Here is a 17,643-nt window from a genome sequence, read left to right on the forward strand (position 1 = left end):
TGGGTTCGGCGATCCGACTCCCGCCGCCCGGACCGAAAACATCGGCAGCGCTGCCTTCGAGCTGGGCCTTCCACGATGTGATCTGATTGGGGTGAACGTCGAACTGCTCCGCCAGTTGCGCCAGCGTGCGGTCACCCTTGACGGCGGCAAGTGCCACCTTCGCCTTGAAAGCCGGAGTGTGGTTCCGCCGTGCTCGTCTGCTCATCGTCTCTCCTGATTCGCGGGTCAATCTTGCCCGCCGTCAGGCAGAAACTCCACTTATCGCGCTGTTCAGATTTGCGGGACCAGCTCAGACCTCTACTCGAAACGCAAGCTGCGCGAGAGCGGCACACAACCAGACATCTATCAATATGATCATATCCCCTACGGTCTGAAAATGCAGATCGAGCATATATGGGACGATGCTATTGGTGTGCCTTACTATACTTCAGGCTCTCGTAGCGACGACAAGATCTTTGATGTTTACTTTACAATTGCGAAGATCTTACGGCGCGAATTCAGCGTTATGACGCTGCTTCCCAGTATCGACCAGCGTTCACCGAGCGCTGCTTATCAGGACGTACGAGGTTGGTTTGAACGCGAATCCAATGTCGATCGCGTCCTCGACGCGGTTGAGCTTTCCTTTCGACTGATCGACGGTCATACGCGCAGTTTCGACTATTTACGTAGGCAGAAATCGGACGAGATCGCCACCGAAGCTATCAACGAACTCAATACTCGGTTTAAAGAGCACGGCGTCGGCTATCAGTTTGTAGATCGTCAAATTGTTCGGATAGATTCCGCATTCATCCATGCGGAAGCAGTCATTCCTGCGCTAGACGTTCTGCGTGGCGTCGAGTTCAAAAACGCCCAGGACGAATTTCTTAGCGCCTTTGAACACTATCGTCACGGCAAGCATGAGGAAGCGTTGGTAGACTGCGCGAAGTCCTTCGAGAGCACGATGAAAATCATTTGCCACAAACGCGGCTGGCCATTTGATCCAAACCGATCGACCGCTTCCGAATTGGTCAAAACGTGCCTCGATAAAGGTCTGATACCCGCATATTGGGAAAGTCATTTTACAGGCTTGAGGACGATACTTTCATCGGGAATACCAACCGCCCGAAACCGCCAAGGTGGGCATGGCGCCGGGACGCTTCCGAACAACGAGCCGCCAGCAGAACTTGTTTCGTATGTCCTGCACATGACCGCTTCAACTATTCTCTTTCTCAGCGAGGCTGAGAAGAAGCTGCCTTAATGGACAGCCCGTTCAGCGCGAACCGTAGCCGACTGCGAAGCCGAACCAGCGGCCCTGTAGCGTGATTTGAGGCCGACGGAGTTTTCAATGCCGCTCTATGATGTAACTGATTGGGTTCAGGGTACCTTCTGCGTGCCAACAGCGCTCGCTGCCATCACCGGCAAGAAAATCCCCGATGTTATGGAAGCCATCAACAAGCAGGCAGAAATCCTCGGGATTGGACCCTTCACGCAATCTGAAGGCATTCCTCCCAAGTGTTGGCTCGAAGCACTGCCGTCCTTGGGCATCTCCAGACGCTTCGACGAATTCCATAAGGGCCTGACGATCGAAGAGCTTTTTGAGAAGTCTACTACACTGTCTCCGATACTTGTCCTGACCTCACACAGGGAGTTGGGCGAAGGCCACGTCTTTGCGGCGTACAACGGTTACGTCGTCGACACCTACACCGGCGGGAAAGTCACCCCCTTCAGTGAGGTCCCTGAGGCCATAAAGGGCTTCAGAGTTGTGACCGAGATCTACTGAACGCCCGCCTTCGGCGCTATGCCCACCCCCGACCCAAGGGCTCGAGAGGGGTGCTGCACAGACACGGGCTCGATTGAAAACCCGGCCAAGATTCTGCGCTATGCCAATGACAAAGTGTGTCTGACCCGCACGTAATCCGCACGTATGGTAGTGCCCCGATGCGGATTTTACTGTTATTTTGTGCTCCCTACAGCCTGATCGGCCCAAAAATCTCAAGACGTTCTCAAGGAGATAAGAAAAATGCGATACCTCCACACCATGCTGCGCGTGCGCAATCTCGATGCTGCGCTGAAATTCTATGTCGATGCGTTCGGGCTGAAGGAGGTGCGGCGGATCGAGAACGACAAGGGGCGCTTCACGCTGGTGTTCCTGTGCTCGGCGGACGATCTCGAGGCGCTGAAGAAGCAGCCGCCGACGCGCGGGGCGCCGCTGGTCGAGCTCACCTACAATTGGGACGAGGAGACCTACGGCGAGGATCGCTTCTTCGGCCATCTCGCCTATGAGGTCGACGACATCTACGCCACTTGCGAGAAGCTGATGAAGGCCGGCGTCACCATCAACCGGCCGCCGCGCGACGGCAACATGGCCTTCGTCCGTTCGCCGGACCTGCACTCGATCGAGCTGTTGCAGAAGGGCGAGCCGAAGCCGCCGCAGGAGCCGTGGGCCTCGATGCCCAACACCGGCCACTGGTAGGCTCGCAGGACAGGAACAAGCGCTTAGCCCCGGCGTTCACCCTCCAGTGATGCGATTGGAGGAGGATGCGATGGCGAGAGGGCTGTTGCTGTGGATGATTGGCGTGCCGATCCCGGTGATCATTCTGTTATGGCTGTTCTTCGGCCGCTGACCGTCAGGTTGAACTTTGCAATGAAAGCTCCGCCTCGTGCGGAGCTTTTTGCATGAGGGGCGCGCTGCAATCGCGCATCGCTCCGGGCACCGGATTCCGCTATCACCCGCAACAAGCGACAATGCGGGGAGACGCTTCATGCCTGATACCAAGCTGACGATCTGGGGCCGCGCCAATTCGGTCAACGTGCAGAAAGTGCTGTGGTGCCTGACCGAGCTCGATCTGCCCTATGAGCGCATCGACGCCGGTATGAGCCACGGCAGGACGCGCGAGGCCGAGTATCTGGCGATGAACCCCAACGCGCGGATCCCGACGCTGGTCGAGGGCGACTTCGTGCTGTGGGAATCCAATTCGATCATGCGCTATCTCTGCCTCGCGCATGGACGCGGCACGCCGATCTATCCGGAGGCGCCGAAGCAGCGCGCCTCGGTCGACCGCTGGCTCGACTGGACGCTGTCGACGGTGCAGCCGGTCGACCGCCCGGTGTTCTGGGGCATCGTGCGCACGGCGCCCGCCGAGCGCGACATGATCCAGGTGCAGCGCGATGCCGACGCCGCCGCCGAGGTCTGGGCGATCGCCGACCGCCTGCTCTCCTCGCGCCGGTTCATGGAGGGCGATGCATTCACGCTCGCCGACATCGCGCTCGGTTGTTATGCGCGGCGCTGGCTCGGGGTCGAGGGCATCTCCCGGCCTGCGCAGCCGCACCTGACGCGCTGGCTCGCCGAGCTCGGCAAGCGGCCCGGATTTGCACAACATGTCGCACCGCCGATGTCGTGAGCCGGCGGTGCGCCTAAGTTGCGGTGAGAGCAAGATGAATCCGCGCTTCGGCGCAAACCTTCGCCGTCACTTCGGCGCTTGACGGCTACTGTGCATGGGGTTGTTTTCGCGTTTTTGTCCTTGGCCTAGCGCCAGCCGCGCTCGACCAGCAGCACGCCGACGATCAGCACCAGGGTCACCGCCGCGGTCGCCAGCCGCGCCGTCCAGCTCAGGCCGCGGCCGACCCACCACAGCAGCGCGCAGTACATCACGACGGGAACGATAAGGTCGAGGCGCAGCAGATCCGGCGACATCGGCCTTTAGCGCCTGACGGTGGTGTCGACGCTGATCGAGCCGTCGATCTTCACGCAGGTCCCGGTGCCCTCGACCATGACGAAGCGCGGGCCATAGGAGGCGCAGGAGCTTCCTCGGGCCTTGCTGCCGGCCGCGCCCTTCAGCGGCGCGGCGGTTGCGCCCGCCTGCGGCCGCTCGGCAGGCGGCAGACGCAGGGCCTCCGCCGCCGCGGCGGTTGTGACGAGCAACGAGATCAGAACGAGGAGCGGCCTGCGCATGGCGGCGTTCTAGCCCGGACCGGCGCAGCGCGCCATCGGGGCGGCCGGCGATCAGATGAACTTGATGCCGGCTAATTTGCCGCGGCGCCAGACCACCTGGCAGCTCCGACCGGTGCGCGAATCGCGTGCGAAGGCGAGCCGGATCACGCCCGGGAGCTGGCTGGTGTCCTCGTCCAGCGTGATCTTGGCGCCGGAATCCGAGATGTCCTGGACCAGGCAATGCCGCGCGGCGAAGCCGCCGTCGAGCGTGATCCAGGCGTGCTTCGACAGCAGCTTGCGGGCTGCTCGCTTTTTCGGCGGTGGCATTGGCGAGAGATCTCCCTCCCCAGCGCTACTCAGGGACCCCCTAACAAACCGTTGCAATCGCCTCCTGATCGTCCAGGATCGGCGCTGTCCACCGGGGCCAAAAGACCGGCCCGACCGGCTTGCCCGGAGGCGGAAAGGCCACTATACGTTCGCCCGCTGCAAGCCGCCGGGCCCTGTTCGGCCGGCCAGCGGCCGTGCCGGGAACAACGGCAGGGCCCTGCGTTTGCTCCCTTCGTCTATCGGTTAGGACGCCACCCTTTCACGGTGGAGAGAGCGGTTCGATTCCGCTAGGGAGCGCCAGTGCGCAGGCGATGAACGCGCCGCATGAGCCGCCACGGCGGCCGAACAGCAATTTCCGCTGCTTCCGCATGAACCTCCCCACCGCTCGCCACCGACCAATGTCGGTTGGAACCGGTCCTGGCCCATGGCGCAGCGCTACCCCGAGATTGAAGGTTTGCCCGGCGCGTCCGCACTGACGCCGGACCTTCCGCCATGGCTGGGCCATCCCCGCCCGCATCCATCGGACCTGCGCGCCAAGATGCTGGAGCACATGGCCCGCGCCGGATCGCGTCCGAAGGCCGATCTCGCGCCGGCCGCGCCGGTGCCGTCAGGCGGGATCGCCCTGGATCTCCTCGGCGATGTCATCCTGTTCGGTGTCGTCGCCCTGCTCTTCCAGTCGCGCGTTCCTCTCTATTTGGGGGCGTTCATCTTCCTGACCGACGGCGGGCGCATTGAAAGCGCGCTGGCAGGGATCGGCATCCGCCTCGAGCCCGAAACGATCGGCGCGGATATCGTCAAGCGCTCCGCATTCTGGTTCGGATGGTTCGCGTTGCTGGCCGCCTTGAAAGGCTCCGTCCCCGCCTGGCTCGCGCCGTGGTTGCCGCCGGCGGACTCCTGGTCTTTCCTCGCCGGCATCGCCCTCCTGCTCGCCGTCGTCGAAGCATTCACGGCGCTGGCATTGCGGCGCGCATTGCCGCAACTGGGATTGGAGATCAGCCCGAACGGCCTGACATGGACGACGATCCAGTTCGCCGTGGCCGTCGGCGCATTGGCCTTGCTGGTGCTGTTCGGATCTTCCTAGGCAGCGCGGTTGCTCCACCGCGCCCTCAATGACGAGGTTGTGAGAAAGCCTGCTGCAAAGCGGGTCCTTATGCCGCGCTTTTTCCTGCGCCGTCGAGGCGCAGCATTTACCGGAAATTTACCCCCGCTTCTGAGCGCCGGTATCATTTACTTAGAATTTGACCGCTACCGTGGAATTACGGAAACGATCCCAGACACGATTGGCGCGCATGTCCGTCACAGAGTTCCTCAGGCAACGAGCAGTGGACGTCGCCGTGAACGGCAGCTACTCGCTGCCGCGCTGGTACGATTGCGAGGGCAAGCTGCGCACCTTCGCTTGCCGCACCAAGCGCGTCTCGCCCTTCCGCATGATCGTGGACGTGCCTGTCGTCGGCAAGGTCGGCGAGCGTCTCACGTCCTACTTCCAGGATTTCGGCGAATTCCAGTGCACCATCAGCGCGACGCTGAAGGCCGGCTTCCTGATGGAGCTGGACATGACGCGGGCGCGGCGCGCCTGGATGTCGGAGAAGCTGACCTGGCTGGAGAAAAAGCAAAAGGACGACAGCATCCAGGAGTTGCGGCGTGATGCGCGCTTCGTTCCCCAGGTCTCGCACACCTTCATGACGCTCGCCGACGGCAGCACCCATCCCTGCTTCATCATCGACGTCTCCACGGCCGGCGTCGCCATATCGTGCGAGTACGACCCGCCGGTGGGAACCGCGCTGGCCGTCGGCGCGTGTGTGGGCCGGGTCATCCGCAAGTTCGACAACGGCTTCGCGGTCAGATTCGCCGAGAAGCAGGTGCGGGACGACGTGGTCCGGCTCGTTGCGCGCTCGCCGCTGCAGCAATCGGCTTGACCGGACCGGCGGCCGTCCAGCCTCCGCATCGCCGCCCTATCGCCGCCCCATTGCGGGATCAATTTTTGACGGTCCGTGCCTCGCGCCGGACGTCATTTGCGGACTCGCGATCGGGGGACCGGATGGCAGTCAACAACATCACAGTTGATAAGATTACCTGGGACAGGGTCGGCCGGGTCACCGCGCCCGGACGCTACATGTACACGTTCGGCTGGCTGACCATCACGGCCGGCGATCTGGAGATCTGGAAGCTCTACCCGCAGGCCGCGTTCACGCTGCTATCGCAGCCGGGTGATCCGGATACATCCCCGGCGGGCGAGTTCCATCTCGGCGCTTTCGACGTCGCCCCCGAAGCGCCGCCGCCGTTCACCACCCACTGACGGCAGAAAGCGCCGGCCGGCGCGGGAACGCATGGCATGGGCGTTGCTTTATCATCGCCATGATACACATCCCCGCCGTCGACCAAGCCTTCCTGCTGTTGCTCATCGTGTTCTGCCTCGGCACGTGCCTCGTACGCGCCTTCTGGGAGCTGGAACAGGCGCGGACGCGCCGGACCGCTTCGCCGCCCCGCAGGGACTCAAAGCGCAACTAGCAGGCCTGCAGGCCGTCCCACCTCTGGACCAGCCCTGCTTTCGGCGCTCCACCGCGACCGGCGGGGTAAGCTGGCCAGCGACTCAAAGAAACCCGCGCATATCATTGATCTGGCTTACCAACATGCTCCGGTCTCGGCAGACGCGGCCTTTGCCATGGCTGACGAACTGGTACTGTGATCCAATTGATTACGCTTGTATTCTACGGCTCGGCGGGCGACGGCAGATGAACGGGAGCTGTCGCGCGCGTTAAGTGAGCCGACAGCGAGCGCATGACACATGGTCGCATCGCTGAATGTAGATTAGCGGACCAAGGGAACCTATTTTCGGCGCCGATGTACCTGATCGAAGCGTTGCCCACCGTCATCGGAACTGCTGCCATCGCGCCCGCGCTGCTGATGCTGTGGCTTGTCATCGCCGCTGAAGAGCGACCCGGCCCGCCCGCTCAGGTCTGGACCGCGTTCCTGTTAGGTGCGGCCAGCATCTCGCTGCTGGGCCTCGCCCGGGCCCCCTTCGCCAAGATGGTCGCAGCCCCCGACGACCCCTGGGTGGCGCTGGCCATGCACTCGATCTTCGGCGTCGCGCTGCCTGAGGAAGCGGTCAAGGTGATCGCCATCGTTCTGATCTCCTCGACCAAGCGGCGGACCTTTGCCAATCCGATGGACACCGTGGTCTATGGCGCCGCGGTCGGCCTCGGCTTCGCTGCTTACGAGAACCTGGCCTATCTGGTTCAGCACGCCGAGATGTGGCGCTCGCTCGCCGCCTTGCGCAGCGTGCTGACCGTGCCGTTCCACGGCGCGCTCGGCATCATCGCGGGCGCCTACCTGACGATCGCGCGCGCCGGCACGGCGCTGGGCGCGAACCGCCACCATCGCGACTGGGCGCGCCTGTCCAGCCGCCTCCTGATGCTCGCCGGCCCGCTCGCGCTGCATTCGGCGTTCGACTTTCCGCTGCTGACCTTGCAGAGGATGCCCGACCTCGATCCGACGCTGCGGATGTGGCTGGGCGCGGCCAGCCTGCTGGTCGGCTTCAGCTCGATCGCCTTCGCAATCCGCCTGGTCCGGCGCGTCGCCCGCCACCACGCCCCCCGGACCGATGTCGCGCGGGAGCGGCTCAGCCAACTCCGCCGGATGTGGGCGCTGCTGCTCGCCGGCGGTGGCGTCGGCTTTCTCGGCCTCGCCTTCGTGCTGACCTCGATCCATCACTGGCTGATCAATCCCGAGCGCAACCTGACACTGGCCCTGATCCCGATCGGCTTCGTCTCGATCCTGCTCGGCCTCGCGCTTCTGATTGTCACAACCGCGATCTACATTCTCGGCCGCAACCGCATCCGTACCAGCGCGGAAGGTTTTTCGTCGGCGCCCGGCGGCGGTTGATCCACCGCATGGCGAGCGCGCCGCGCGCATACTAGGTTGAGCACTGACCCTTCGATCTGGAGCCTGCCGATGACATCGCCCGAGGAGTTTTCACGGCTGCAATCCGCCATGAACCAGACGGTCAAGGCGCATTGGAAGGCCTTCCTGTTCGAAGGCATCCTGCTCGCCGTTCTCGGCGTCGCGGCGCTGATCCTGCCGCCGCTCGCGAGCCTTGCGATCGCGATCTTCCTCGGCTGGATGTTCCTGATCAGCGGCATCGGCGGGCTGATCGTGACCTATTGGGCGCGCAACACGCCGGGCTTCTGGTGGTCGCTGATCTCGGCTGCGCTCGCCGTGCTCACCGGCATCCTGCTGCTCGCCCGGCCGGTCCAGGCCGTGCTGACATTGACCATCGTGCTTGGCGCCTACTTCCTCGCCGAAGGCGTTGCCACCATCATGTACGCGCTGGAGCACCGCCGCGAGTTGAGCAGCCGCTGGTCGTGGCTGCTGATCTCGGGCCTCGTCGACATCGCGATCTCGTTCATGGTGATCACGGGGCTGCCGAGCTCCGCGGAATGGGCCATCGGCATCCTCGTCGGTATCAACCTGCTGTTCGGCGGCGCCAGCCTGATCGGCATGGCGCTGGCGGCGCGCAACAGCAACACCTGACGCGCCCCGTCGCCTGCTGCGCCGATTGGGGGGTGACAACCCTCGAACGGCGCGCTATATGGCCTGCCATGATCACCGTCGCCACCAGCTATTTTTGGTATTTTAGCTACGACAGCTCGCTGGCGGCAGGAGGATCGCGCTCAATCTGAAATATTGCAGCAAACGTCCGAACAAGCCGCCAGACCTGGCGGCTTTTTTATTGGCCGGCAGGTTCGAAACAAACAGGAGCCCGCCGTGCTGAGCACGACCGACGATCTTCGCATCCGCGAACTGAAAGAACTGAGCACCCCGGACGAGGTGATGCGGGAGGTCCCGCGCACGCTCACCGCCACCCGTGTGGTCATGGCCGCGCGCAACGCCATCCATGCCATCCTGAGCAGCCAGGACGACCGTCTTCTGGTCGTCGTCGGCCCCTGCTCGGTGCATGATCCGAGGGCCGCGCTCGATTACGCCGAGCGCCTTGCGAAGATGCGCGAAGACCTCGCCGATCAGCTCGAGATCGTGATGCGGGTCTATTTCGAGAAGCCGCGCACCACGGTCGGCTGGAAGGGCCTGATCAACGATCCCGACCTCGACGGCAGCTTCGACATCAACAAGGGCCTGCGGCTGGCGCGCAACGTGCTGTCGGCGGTGAACAATCTCGGCCTGCCCGCCGGCGCAGAGTTTCTGGACATGACGACGCCGCAATACATCGCCGACCTCGTGTCATGGGCCGCGATCGGCGCGCGCACGACCGAGAGCCAGATCCATCGCGAGCTGGCGTCCGGGCTGTCGTGCCCGGTCGGCTTCAAGAACGGCACCGACGGCAATGTGCGGATCGCGGCAGATGCGGTGAAATCAGCATCGCATCCGCATCATTTCATGGCCGTCACCAAACTCGGCCGCTCGGCGATCGCCTCGACCGCCGGCAACGAGGATTGCCACATCATCCTGCGCGGCGGCAGCAATCCGAACTACGATGCGGCAAGCGTTGCGGCGGCCTGCAACGAGCTGACCAAATCCGGCGTCGCGCCGCTGGTGATGGTCGATGCGAGCCACGCCAATTCGAGCAAGAAGCCGGAGAACCAGCCGCAGGTCGCGGCGGACATCGCCGGTCAGATCGCCGGCGGCGAGAACCGCATCATGGGCGTCATGATCGAGAGCAATCTCGTCGCCGGTCGCCAGGACGTGGTGCCGGGCAAGCCGCTCGTCTACGGCCAGAGCATCACCGACGGCTGCATCGACTGGCCGACCACGGCCACCGTGCTCGAGCAGCTCGCCGACGCGGTCGAGGTCCGCCGCAACAGCCGTCGCGCCGGATTGCACGAGCGGTCGGCATAGCCCGACACAAAATCGCGGTCGCTGTCCTTACCTCTCCCCGACGGGGAGAGGTAAGCCGATCAGCAGCCGCGGCAGATGCTCTTGATCTTCTTGTCGAGCGCCTGGTTTTCCTTGCTGAGCGGATCGTTCGGATCGCTCACATTCTTCTCGTTCGGCACGTCCGAGAGGCGCGGCTGGCGATGGCCCACGGGAGCCTGTGGCAGAGATCCGGAGCTGGCGCCACCCGACGTCGATCCCTTGGGGCCGGTCTGCGCAATCGCCGCGCCGCCGAGCAAGGCCGCAAGCGATGCTGCGAGCATGATCTTCTTCATATCCGATCCTCCATTCAAGCCGCCGCTTCCCACCGCTCAGGTCTCAGGCGGATAGAGATGAACGTCGCCGCAATAGTCGACGATACGATAGCTCGTTTTCGATTCCGCTTCACGTGCATCGGCTGCGGTATTTTGCTCCGCCAAGACATAATTAGGCCCCACGGGCGATTTGCCGGCGCCGCCGGGAATGTCGATGACATAGTCCGGCTGACACAGCCCTGACACCCGACCGCGCAATTGCCGCATCAAGTCCTGCCCTTCGGCCAGTGTCGTGCGCAGATGCGCCGTGCCCGGCGCGAGATCGCCGTGATGCAGATAATAGGGCTTGATCCTGCATTCGACGAAAGCTCGCATCAAATCCGACAGAGCGGCGATGTTGTCATTGACCCCGCGCAAAAGCACGGACTGGCTCACCAGCGGAATGCCGGCCTCGACGAGCCGCGTGCAGGCGGCGCGCGCCGGCCCCGTCAATTCGCGCGCATGGTTGGCATGCACGGCCACCCAGGTGGTCGCGCCCTCGACCTTGAGCGCCGCAACCAACTCATCGCTGATGCGGGCGGGCTCGGCCACGGGCACGCGGGTGTGAAGGCGGACGATCTTGACGTGATCGATGGCGGCGAGGTCGGCCATGACCTCGCCGATCCGGCGCGGCGACAGCATCAGGGGATCGCCGCCGGTCAGGATCACCTCCCAGATCTCGTGATGCGATCGGATGTAATCGATCGCCGCGCGGTAGGCATTGTCCGACAGCGCGCTCTCCTTGCCGGGCCCCACCATCTCGCGGCGGAAGCAGAAGCGGCAATAGACCGCGCAGACGTGAACGAGCTTGAACAAGACTCGATCGGGATAGCGATGCACGATGCCTGATACTGGCGAGTGCGCATGATCGCCGATCGGATCGGCGTTCTCGCCGGCCTGCATCTCCAGCTCCGCGGCGGTCGGAACGAACTGACGGGCGATGGGATCGTCGGGATCGGACGTGTCGATCAGTTCGACCAGCGCCGGCGTGATCGCGACCGCATAGCGCGCAGCCACGCGCTCGAGCGCGGGCAGCGCTGCGGCCGGAGCAAGATGCTCGGCCACAAGTTCGGCCGGCTCACGCAAGGTACGGGCAAGATTGGTCTTCGTCATGTCTCACTAGACGTTTCATTTGCTGGCGGTGTCCACACCACCTGGTCAATTCGCGATGCGCCGCTCGCCAGCATCACCAGCCGGTCGAAGCCGAGCGCAACGCCGCTCGCCTCCGGCATTGCGGCAACAGCGGCCAGAAAGTCCTCATCCAGCGGATAGGCTTCGCCGTAGCGGCGCTGCTTCTCCGTCATCGATTCCGTGAAGCGTTTGCGCTGCTCCTCGGCGTCGGTCAGTTCCCCAAATCCGTTGGCGAGTTCGACGCCGCACGCATAGACTTCAAAGCGCTCGGCCACCCTGGGATCGTCCGCCTTGACGCGCGCCAGCGCCGCCTCTGGAGATGGGTATTCGAACAAGATGGTCAAACGCCCCTGCCCCAGATGCGGCTCGACATGCTCGACCAGCACCTTGCTGAAGATGTCGGACCAGGTGTCGTCCTCGGCTACCCGAACCCTTCCGTCGGCCGCAGCCGCGAGCGCGGCACGGTTACTCTCGCTGCCCGAGATTGTCGACAGCAGATCGATGCCAGCGAACCGCTCGAAGGCACCCGCGACCGTCAGAAGCTCCGGCTCGGCAAAGGGATCGGCCGTCCGGCCGCGGAAGCAGAAGGTCCCGATCCCAGTCGCCTGTGCGGCCCGGGCGATGACCACCACGGTGTCGGCCATGATGGCGTCATAGGAGGCACCTGCCCGATACCATTCCAGCATGGTGAATTCGGGCAGGTGCAGGTCGCCGCGCTCGCGGTCACGGAACACCCGGGCGAACTCGAAGATTTGCGTCTCGCCCGCCGCCAGCAGCTTCTTGCAGGCGAATTCGGGCGACGTCCGCAAGTAACGGCTGGCGCGGCTGCCGTCCGGCCGCATCAGCTCGGTCCGGGGGGCGTGCAGATGGGTCTCATTGCCCGGGGAGACCTGGAGAATGGAGGTTTCGACCTCGACAAAGCCCTGCTCGGCGAAAAAGCCCCGTATTGCTCCGGTAATGGCCCCCCTTGCCCTGAGGAAGGGCCGCCGGTCGAGGTAGCGGTCGGGCGACCAGAACGGTGAGATCGGCTTGTCCCCAGCCATTAACCGACCGCTCCTGGCGCGAGCAAAACGCTGGCTTCTAACGGCAAAATCAGTATGTTGCGGCCCGAAACGGGCGCCGAGGTCCGATTTGAGGCCCCAAGTCCCCCATCGATTTGACCACGTCCTGGCCGGTGCCGGGCCAAGCAAGCAGGAAATATCACTTTGAGAGTCATCGCCAGTTCTATTCGCAAGGGCAACGTGATCGAGCAAGACGGCAAGCTTTATGTCGTCGTCAGCGCCGAGAACATCCATCCCGGCAAGGGCACCCCGGTCAGCCAGATCGAAATGCGCCGAATCTCGGACGGGGTAAAGATCTCCGAGCGCTACAAGACCACCGACCAGGTCGAAAAGGCCACCATCGAAGAGCGGAACTACACCTACCTGTATGAAGACGGCGACGGCTTCCACTTCATGAATCCGGAAACCTACGATCAGGTCCAGGTTCCCAAGGACGTCGTCGGCGATGCCGCCGCTTATCTCCAGGAGAGCATGACGGTCAAGCTGTCCATGCACGACACCAACCCGGTCTCGATCGCGCTGCCGCAGCGCGTGACGCTGGAAGTGGTCGAGACCGAGCCGGTGACCAAGGGCCAGACCGCTTCGTCATCCTACAAGCCCGCGGTGCTCTCCAATGGCGTGCGCACCACTGTGCCGCCGCACATCTCGGTCGGCACCCGCATCGTGGTGATGACCGAAGACGGCTCCTATTCCGAGCGCGCCAAGGACTGACGGGGACCAGAGCGGTCGCAACAGGTGGCGCCGGGGGGCGAGACAGTGGTTGGGAAGGGTTTCCGCTTCGTCTCGCAAGTTCTGGCGTCGCTTTCGCTCTTCACGGCCTCTGCTCTCGCTGCGGATGAATTCCGCAGCCCCTCGCTCACGGCTCTGCGCGTCGACTGGCGCGCAGCGCTCGACCAGTTCCGCACCGAAATCAACAGCCGCCCCCGGGTCGCGGAGGATTTCGCCTTCGCGCCTCGCCGTTCCGTGCCGCGCTACGATCCGCGCGCGACGCCCGCACTGGTGCAGCTCAACGCGGTCTCCTCGCGGTTCTTCACCGGCATCACCCGCAGCCCGGTGCCCGTGCTGCTGCCGTTCGACGCCGCCGCCTACCTCGATGGGCAACGCAGCGGCGCGCCGGCGACGCTCGCACTTTCACGCTACCAGGCGGACTTCAATCCCGTCGACATGTTCGATGCCGGCCCCGCCGGCTACAGCGCGACCTTCTCGCTGGAGCCCGGCGCCGGCGACGGCATGCCGGCCCGCGTGTTCGCACGGCCGGTCGAAGTGCAGATCACTGGCTCGGCGCTCGTCTACGACATCGCCGATCCCTCGGGGGGCAAGGGCGAGCCGGTCAAGCCGCTCGCCACGCTCTATCCGGACCTGCGACGATTCATCCGCGAAGGCTATGTGCGTTACGCCTTCACCCGCTTCGGCGTCGCCTATGTGGTCTCGATCCAGTGCCTCGACAGTGTCGCCAAGCCCAGGCGGCTCGCCTGCAAGGAAGCCTATCCGGTCGCTGAGCGCTTCCTGAAGGCGCTGCGTGTCGCCGGCGGCCAACGCACGCGGCCATTGACGGACATTGCCTCGAACGTGCTCGATCGTCCGGCGGAGCGCTCGCCGGACTTCACCTACCGGCCAAGCGGCGACATCATCCCCAACACCGGTTACCGCAAGCAGGGCGGCCATCCCGACATGATGGTCTATGCCCAGATCCGCTTTCCCCTCGAAAAGGCACCCGCCTTCGTGCGCTCGCAATCCTACGGCAAGCGCGACAGGAGCGATGGTCCGACCGCCTATCCCTGGCGCGACAATTTCTGCGAGTCCCGCAGTTTCGAGGTGTGGCAATGTGCCGGCGGCTACGGCCACCAGGGCGAGGACATCCGTGCCGCGGACTGCCCGCCGCCCGGTGAAGGCCGCGAGCCCTGCGATCCCAAGCAGCGCGCCGTCGTCGCCGTGCGCGACGCGATCGTCATTCGCGGAGCCAAGGACCAGGCTGCGACGCTTCAGGTCAACAGCCGCACCGAGCACATCCGTTTCCGCTACATGCACATGAACCCGCATGCAATGAACGCCAATGGCGTGCTCAACGGCCGCATCGTTACCGAAGGCGAGAAGATCGGTGTGATCTCGAACTATCTCGACCATCCCGCCGGAACGTCGATGCACCTGCATTTCGACGCGCAGGTGTTCACACGGGACGGCTGGATCTGGGTCAGCCCCTACGTCACCTTGGTCTCCGCCTATGAACGCCTGATCCGCGCCCGCGGCCGCGAGATCGGCCCGGAGATTGCGGTCACGGCGCAGCCGGTCGCACACGCTTTGCCGGACGACGTGCTCAAGCCGGACCTGCGCGAAGGATCGAGCGGCGAGGACAACTGACGGCTTGCAAGAGCTGTTGTCGCGCACACCGCCGGCTCCAACGAACAAAGGACAGGGTTGATGAGTGCCGGACTGATCGGTCTTCTCGATGACATCGCAGCGATCGCGAAGGTGGCGGCGGCCTCGCTCGACGATGTCGCGGGCCAGGCGGCCAAAGCGGGCACGAAGGCCGCCGGCGTGGTCATCGACGACGCCGCCGTCACGCCGAATTACGTGATCGGTTTCGCCTCGAAGCGCGAACTGCCGATCGTCGGCAAGATCGCGGTCGGATCGCTGCGCAACAAATTGCTGATCCTGCTGCCGATCGCCCTGTTGCTTGGCTATTTCCTTCCCGCCGCGGTCACGCCGCTGCTCATGCTGGGCGGCGTCTTTCTCTGCTACGAGGGTGCCGAGAAGGTGCTCGAAGCGGTGATGCCGCATCACGCGCACCATCACGAAGCCCAGCTCCAGCCGATCGCGCTGGATGCAAGGTCGGTCGAGGACGAGAAGGTCGCGAGCGCCATCAAGACGGATTTCATCCTGTCGGCGGAGATCATGGCGATCACGCTGGCGGCGCTCCCTGCAGATAGCATCTGGACACAGGCGTTGGTGCTGGCGCTGGTCGGCTTCGGAATCACGGTCGGGGTCTACGGCGTGGTCGCCCTGATCGTGAAGGCGGACGATGCCGGGCTGGCCCTTGCGCGTTATGACAGCGCTTCCTTCATTGGCGGCGCGATCCGCTTGCTCGGGCGCGCGCTCGTCCGCGGCATGCCCGCCTTCCTGGCGGTGCTGAGCACCATCGGCACCGCCGCCATGATCTGGGTCGGCGGCGGCATCATCCTGCACGGCATCGAAAAATACGGCCCGCCCGCAGTCGGCCGCACGGTCCATGCCGCGACCGAGGCTGCCGTGCATGTCCTTCCATCGGTTGCCGGTATCATCGAATGGTCGGTCGAGGCCGCCATCTCAGGCGTGCTCGGGCTGATCATCGGTGCGCTTGCGATTCCGGCGGTCGAATACGGACTCGCACCGGCCTGGAAACGGTTGAGGCGATCGCGGGATCGAGCCTCTTAGCCGCATCCGGACGACGCGCGCGAGCTAATCCAAGAACGTCGTGAGCTGCGCCCCCTCATCCGCCACGAACACCGCGATCAATTCCGCCGGCTCTGTCATGCTGGCATTGGCGGAGACCAGGTGCGTCGAGCCCGGCGGCTCGAAGAACGACTGGCCGACGCCGAATGTCTCGACCGGGCCGCCGCCGAGCTGGGAGCGGATCTCGCCCTTGGTGACGGTGGCCGTCACCGAGCCTGCGTGACGATGTGGCCGCGAAAATCCGCCGGGACCGTAGGAGACGCGCACGATGGTGACGCGCTTGCCCGGGACGTTGGGCAGCGCGTAGGAGCCGATCGGCTCGACTTTGTCGAGCGACGAACCATCCGCAGCACTGGCGCAGAGCGGGGCCAGTGCGCCCGACACAGTGTCCATCGTCACAGGAAGCGCTTTGCCGATCGCCAGCGCGCAGGCGAGCCCCGCGACGACGGCGAACGCCGTCGAACCTGACGGCGCCGGGCGTTGCGCGACGGAAAAGTTCATTGCTGTCATCGTGACCTCCCGCGCGCCGATCAGGATGCCGCAGCATTCGCTGCTGCCGGCCGCGACGCCGGCGTCCAACGAAATGCGGCACCAAAACGGTTCCAGACGTTGATCGAGGCGACGGCCGAAGTCAGGTACATCAGCTCGCTCTCGGAGAATTCCCGGGCGGCTTCGGTGTAGACTTCCTCGCTGACGCCCTCCGGCAGCAAGGTCAACGCCTCGGCCCAGGCCAGCGCGGCACGCTCGCGCGGCGAGAAGATCGGCGCCTCGCGCCAGACCGCGACCAGATGAAGCTTGTCGACGGGAACGCCGATCCGTTCCGACAGCAGGACGTGGTGCTGCACGCAGAAGGCGCAGCCGTTGATATGCGAGGCGCGCAGCTTGACGAGCTCGATCAGCTGTTTGTCCAGGCCGGCCTTGCCCGCAAGCTGCCCCAGTGCCAGCACCACATCAAAGACGTCGGGCGCGATCGTCTTGAAATCCTCGTATTCGCTGCGGGCATGGGACATTGCGGTTCACCTCGTCTTATTGTAAGTGTCCTTATATCTTATAAGAGCTCTGATATGTCGCGCAAGACTGCTGTTGCCGCAAGATCGAAAACTGCCCGCAAGGTGCAAGAACCTGCCGACGACGGCACGGTGCGCGTCCCCGCTCCCGGCGAAGGCAAGCGCGGCGAGCAAGGCTATCTCGGCTATCTGCTGCGCCAGGCTCATGCTGCGGTCCGGCTGACGATGGAGCGGGCCCTCGCCGATCTCGGCGTCACCTCGCCGCAATTCGCCGTGCTGACGATGCTGAATGCCTATCCGGGTCTGTCAGGCGCCGACGTTGCCCGCCTCACCTTCCTGACACCTCAGACCGTCGGGGTCATCATCCGCAATCTCGAACGTGACGGCGCGATCGTGATGACGCCCCATCCCGTTCACGGCCGCATCCAGCAATGGACGCTGACGCCGCGCGGCGCCACGCTTCTGAGAGCCTGCCGGGAGCGCGTGATCGAATTGGAGAAGCGCCTTGCTCGAAGCCTGGATATGAAGACGGAGACTGCAATCCGGCGCTGGCTCACCGGCATCGCGACCGAGCTACAAGAGGATTAGTCTGGACGGCT

The 17,643-nt window shown here is 64.2% G+C and carries 23 protein-coding genes and 1 tRNA gene; 15 read left to right on the top strand and 9 right to left on the bottom strand.

Annotated elements, in window-relative coordinates:
* Window positions 1-205 (bottom strand): transposase (locus tag E4K64_RS33715; protein ID WP_135165941.1); only part of this gene is annotated, 205 nt, incomplete at its 3' end.
* A gap of 69 nt (window positions 206-274) precedes the next feature.
* On the opposite strand from E4K64_RS33715, the gene E4K64_RS33720 reads away from it, so the two are divergent.
* The 4 genes from E4K64_RS33720 (at window position 275) to E4K64_RS33735 (ending at window position 3,380) form a co-directional block, all read left to right on the top strand.
* The gene (locus tag E4K64_RS33720; protein WP_135167196.1) at window positions 275-1,237 is read left to right on the top strand and encodes an abortive infection family protein; all 963 of its coding nucleotides are present in this window, start codon (window positions 275-277) and stop codon (window positions 1,235-1,237) included.
* An 87-nt stretch (window positions 1,238-1,324) separates the two neighbouring features.
* Entirely contained in the window at window positions 1,325-1,759 is a 435-nt protein-coding gene (locus E4K64_RS33725; protein ID WP_135167197.1) for a hypothetical protein, read from the top strand.
* 240 nt (window positions 1,760-1,999) lie between these two features.
* Entirely contained in the window at window positions 2,000-2,452 is a 453-nt protein-coding gene (locus tag E4K64_RS33730) for a VOC family protein (protein ID WP_135167198.1), read from the top strand.
* Between the two features lie 289 nt (window positions 2,453-2,741).
* The gene (locus tag E4K64_RS33735) at window positions 2,742-3,380 is read left to right on the top strand and encodes a glutathione S-transferase family protein (protein ID WP_135167199.1); all 639 of its coding nucleotides are present in this window, start codon (window positions 2,742-2,744) and stop codon (window positions 3,378-3,380) included.
* 125 nt (window positions 3,381-3,505) lie between these two features.
* Here the strand turns inward: E4K64_RS33735 and E4K64_RS33740 are convergent, their stop codons facing one another.
* The 3 genes from E4K64_RS33740 to E4K64_RS33750 are packed head-to-tail and all read right to left on the bottom strand — an operon-like array spanning window position 3,506 to window position 4,237.
* Entirely contained in the window at window positions 3,506-3,673 is a 168-nt protein-coding gene (locus E4K64_RS33740) for a hypothetical protein (protein WP_135167200.1), read from the bottom strand.
* 6 nt (window positions 3,674-3,679) lie between these two features.
* Window positions 3,680-3,931 carry a hypothetical protein gene (locus E4K64_RS33745; protein WP_135167201.1) on the bottom strand — a complete coding sequence of 84 codons (252 nt, stop codon included), beginning with the start codon at window positions 3,929-3,931 and terminating at the stop codon, window positions 3,680-3,682.
* Between the two features lie 51 nt (window positions 3,932-3,982).
* On the bottom strand, window positions 3,983-4,237 hold the full coding sequence (locus E4K64_RS33750) for a PilZ domain-containing protein (protein ID WP_135167202.1): 255 nt from the start codon (window positions 4,235-4,237) through the stop codon (window positions 3,983-3,985).
* A 225-nt stretch (window positions 4,238-4,462) separates the two neighbouring features.
* On the opposite strand from E4K64_RS33750, the gene E4K64_RS33755 reads away from it, so the two are divergent.
* The 7 genes from E4K64_RS33755 (at window position 4,463) to E4K64_RS33785 (ending at window position 10,087) form a co-directional block, all read left to right on the top strand.
* A tRNA-Glu gene (locus E4K64_RS33755) sits at window positions 4,463-4,537 on the top strand.
* A gap of 124 nt (window positions 4,538-4,661) precedes the next feature.
* The gene (locus E4K64_RS33760; protein WP_235884863.1) at window positions 4,662-5,318 is read left to right on the top strand and encodes a hypothetical protein; all 657 of its coding nucleotides are present in this window, start codon (window positions 4,662-4,664) and stop codon (window positions 5,316-5,318) included.
* A gap of 208 nt (window positions 5,319-5,526) precedes the next feature.
* Window positions 5,527-6,153 carry a PilZ domain-containing protein gene (locus E4K64_RS33765; RefSeq protein WP_167772402.1) on the top strand — a complete coding sequence of 209 codons (627 nt, stop codon included), beginning with the start codon at window positions 5,527-5,529 and terminating at the stop codon, window positions 6,151-6,153.
* 122 nt (window positions 6,154-6,275) lie between these two features.
* Complete coding sequence (locus E4K64_RS33770; protein ID WP_135167204.1) at window positions 6,276-6,533, top strand: hypothetical protein; 258 nt, start codon at window positions 6,276-6,278, stop codon at window positions 6,531-6,533.
* Window positions 6,534-7,078: 545 nt separating this feature from the next.
* Window positions 7,079-8,119 carry a PrsW family glutamic-type intramembrane protease gene (locus tag E4K64_RS33775; protein WP_135167205.1) on the top strand — a complete coding sequence of 347 codons (1,041 nt, stop codon included), beginning with the start codon at window positions 7,079-7,081 and terminating at the stop codon, window positions 8,117-8,119.
* 69 nt (window positions 8,120-8,188) lie between these two features.
* A complete protein-coding gene (locus tag E4K64_RS33780) occupies window positions 8,189-8,767 on the top strand; it encodes an HdeD family acid-resistance protein (protein WP_135167206.1) in 579 nt (192 codons plus the stop codon).
* 234 nt (window positions 8,768-9,001) lie between these two features.
* On the top strand, window positions 9,002-10,087 hold the full coding sequence (locus E4K64_RS33785) for a 3-deoxy-7-phosphoheptulonate synthase (RefSeq protein WP_135167207.1): 1,086 nt from the start codon (window positions 9,002-9,004) through the stop codon (window positions 10,085-10,087).
* A 59-nt stretch (window positions 10,088-10,146) separates the two neighbouring features.
* Here E4K64_RS33785 and E4K64_RS33790 read toward each other — a convergent pair whose 3' ends face one another.
* Genes E4K64_RS33790 through epmA form a run of 3 tightly spaced genes read right to left on the bottom strand, consistent with a single transcriptional unit; the run spans window position 10,147 to window position 12,590 of the window.
* Window positions 10,147-10,398, bottom strand: coding sequence for a hypothetical protein (locus E4K64_RS33790; RefSeq protein WP_135167208.1), 252 nt, complete (start codon window positions 10,396-10,398; stop codon window positions 10,147-10,149).
* A 36-nt stretch (window positions 10,399-10,434) separates the two neighbouring features.
* Entirely contained in the window at window positions 10,435-11,529 is a 1,095-nt protein-coding gene (locus E4K64_RS33795; RefSeq protein WP_135167209.1) for a lysine-2,3-aminomutase-like protein, read from the bottom strand.
* Window positions 11,526-12,590 carry an EF-P lysine aminoacylase EpmA gene (gene epmA / locus E4K64_RS33800; protein WP_135167210.1) on the bottom strand — a complete coding sequence of 355 codons (1,065 nt, stop codon included), beginning with the start codon at window positions 12,588-12,590 and terminating at the stop codon, window positions 11,526-11,528. The genes E4K64_RS33795 and epmA overlap by 4 nt, the downstream gene beginning before the upstream one ends.
* 162 nt (window positions 12,591-12,752) lie before the next feature.
* Here epmA and efp point away from each other — a divergent pair, with 162 nt between their 5' ends.
* From efp to E4K64_RS33815, 3 genes are read left to right on the top strand one after another with little or no spacing between them, the layout of a single operon-like run.
* Window positions 12,753-13,319: an elongation factor P gene (gene efp / locus E4K64_RS33805; RefSeq protein WP_126261469.1), complete on the top strand. Its 567-nt coding sequence runs from the start codon at window positions 12,753-12,755 to the stop codon at window positions 13,317-13,319.
* Window positions 13,320-13,343: 24 nt separating this feature from the next.
* On the top strand, window positions 13,344-14,966 hold the full coding sequence (locus E4K64_RS33810; RefSeq protein ID WP_135167211.1) for a M23 family peptidase: 1,623 nt from the start codon (window positions 13,344-13,346) through the stop codon (window positions 14,964-14,966).
* Window positions 14,967-15,026: 60 nt separating this feature from the next.
* Entirely contained in the window at window positions 15,027-16,019 is a 993-nt protein-coding gene (locus E4K64_RS33815; RefSeq protein ID WP_135167212.1) for a DUF808 domain-containing protein, read from the top strand.
* A gap of 24 nt (window positions 16,020-16,043) precedes the next feature.
* On the opposite strand, the gene E4K64_RS33820 is transcribed toward E4K64_RS33815, so the two are convergent.
* Together E4K64_RS33820 and E4K64_RS33825 are read right to left on the bottom strand one after the other, a co-directional pair.
* Window positions 16,044-16,547: a cupin domain-containing protein gene (locus E4K64_RS33820; protein WP_135167213.1), complete on the bottom strand. Its 504-nt coding sequence runs from the start codon at window positions 16,545-16,547 to the stop codon at window positions 16,044-16,046.
* A 20-nt stretch (window positions 16,548-16,567) separates the two neighbouring features.
* Complete coding sequence (locus E4K64_RS33825) at window positions 16,568-17,047, bottom strand: carboxymuconolactone decarboxylase family protein (RefSeq protein WP_135167214.1); 480 nt, start codon at window positions 17,045-17,047, stop codon at window positions 16,568-16,570.
* A gap of 54 nt (window positions 17,048-17,101) precedes the next feature.
* Between E4K64_RS33825 and E4K64_RS33830 the strand changes: the two genes are divergently transcribed.
* Window positions 17,102-17,632 (top strand): MarR family winged helix-turn-helix transcriptional regulator, encoded by a 531-nt coding sequence (locus E4K64_RS33830; protein ID WP_135167215.1) that lies wholly within the window; start codon window positions 17,102-17,104, stop codon window positions 17,630-17,632.
* Window positions 17,633-17,643 lie beyond the last annotated feature (11 nt).

This window comes from Bradyrhizobium frederickii, from assembly GCF_004570865.1.
GTDB lineage: Bacteria > Pseudomonadota > Alphaproteobacteria > Rhizobiales > Xanthobacteraceae > Bradyrhizobium > Bradyrhizobium frederickii.

Coding starts and splice junctions, on each gene's coding strand:
- E4K64_RS33795 (WP_135167209.1), bottom strand. CDS start 11,529: ATGACGAAGACCAATCTTGCCCGTACCTTGCGTGAGCCGGCCGAACTT.
- E4K64_RS33780 (WP_135167206.1), top strand. CDS start 8,189: ATGACATCGCCCGAGGAGTTTTCACGGCTGCAATCCGCCATGAACCAG.
- E4K64_RS33745 (WP_135167201.1), bottom strand. CDS start 3,931: ATGCGCAGGCCGCTCCTCGTTCTGATCTCGTTGCTCGTCACAACCGCC.
- E4K64_RS33815 (WP_135167212.1), top strand. CDS start 15,027: ATGAGTGCCGGACTGATCGGTCTTCTCGATGACATCGCAGCGATCGCG.
- E4K64_RS33750 (WP_135167202.1), bottom strand. CDS start 4,237: ATGCCACCGCCGAAAAAGCGAGCAGCCCGCAAGCTGCTGTCGAAGCAC.
- E4K64_RS33770 (WP_135167204.1), top strand. CDS start 6,276: ATGGCAGTCAACAACATCACAGTTGATAAGATTACCTGGGACAGGGTC.
- E4K64_RS33730 (WP_135167198.1), top strand. CDS start 2,000: ATGCGATACCTCCACACCATGCTGCGCGTGCGCAATCTCGATGCTGCG.
- E4K64_RS33765 (WP_167772402.1), top strand. CDS start 5,527: ATGTCCGTCACAGAGTTCCTCAGGCAACGAGCAGTGGACGTCGCCGTG.
- E4K64_RS33760 (WP_235884863.1), top strand. CDS start 4,662: ATGGCGCAGCGCTACCCCGAGATTGAAGGTTTGCCCGGCGCGTCCGCA.
- E4K64_RS33825 (WP_135167214.1), bottom strand. CDS start 17,047: ATGTCCCATGCCCGCAGCGAATACGAGGATTTCAAGACGATCGCGCCC.
- E4K64_RS33740 (WP_135167200.1), bottom strand. CDS start 3,673: ATGTCGCCGGATCTGCTGCGCCTCGACCTTATCGTTCCCGTCGTGATG.
- E4K64_RS33725 (WP_135167197.1), top strand. CDS start 1,325: ATGCCGCTCTATGATGTAACTGATTGGGTTCAGGGTACCTTCTGCGTG.
- E4K64_RS33735 (WP_135167199.1), top strand. CDS start 2,742: ATGCCTGATACCAAGCTGACGATCTGGGGCCGCGCCAATTCGGTCAAC.
- E4K64_RS33775 (WP_135167205.1), top strand. CDS start 7,079: ATGTACCTGATCGAAGCGTTGCCCACCGTCATCGGAACTGCTGCCATC.
- E4K64_RS33820 (WP_135167213.1), bottom strand. CDS start 16,547: ATGACAGCAATGAACTTTTCCGTCGCGCAACGCCCGGCGCCGTCAGGT.
- epmA (WP_135167210.1), bottom strand. CDS start 12,590: ATGGCTGGGGACAAGCCGATCTCACCGTTCTGGTCGCCCGACCGCTAC.
- E4K64_RS33830 (WP_135167215.1), top strand. CDS start 17,102: ATGTCGCGCAAGACTGCTGTTGCCGCAAGATCGAAAACTGCCCGCAAG.
- E4K64_RS33790 (WP_135167208.1), bottom strand. CDS start 10,398: ATGAAGAAGATCATGCTCGCAGCATCGCTTGCGGCCTTGCTCGGCGGC.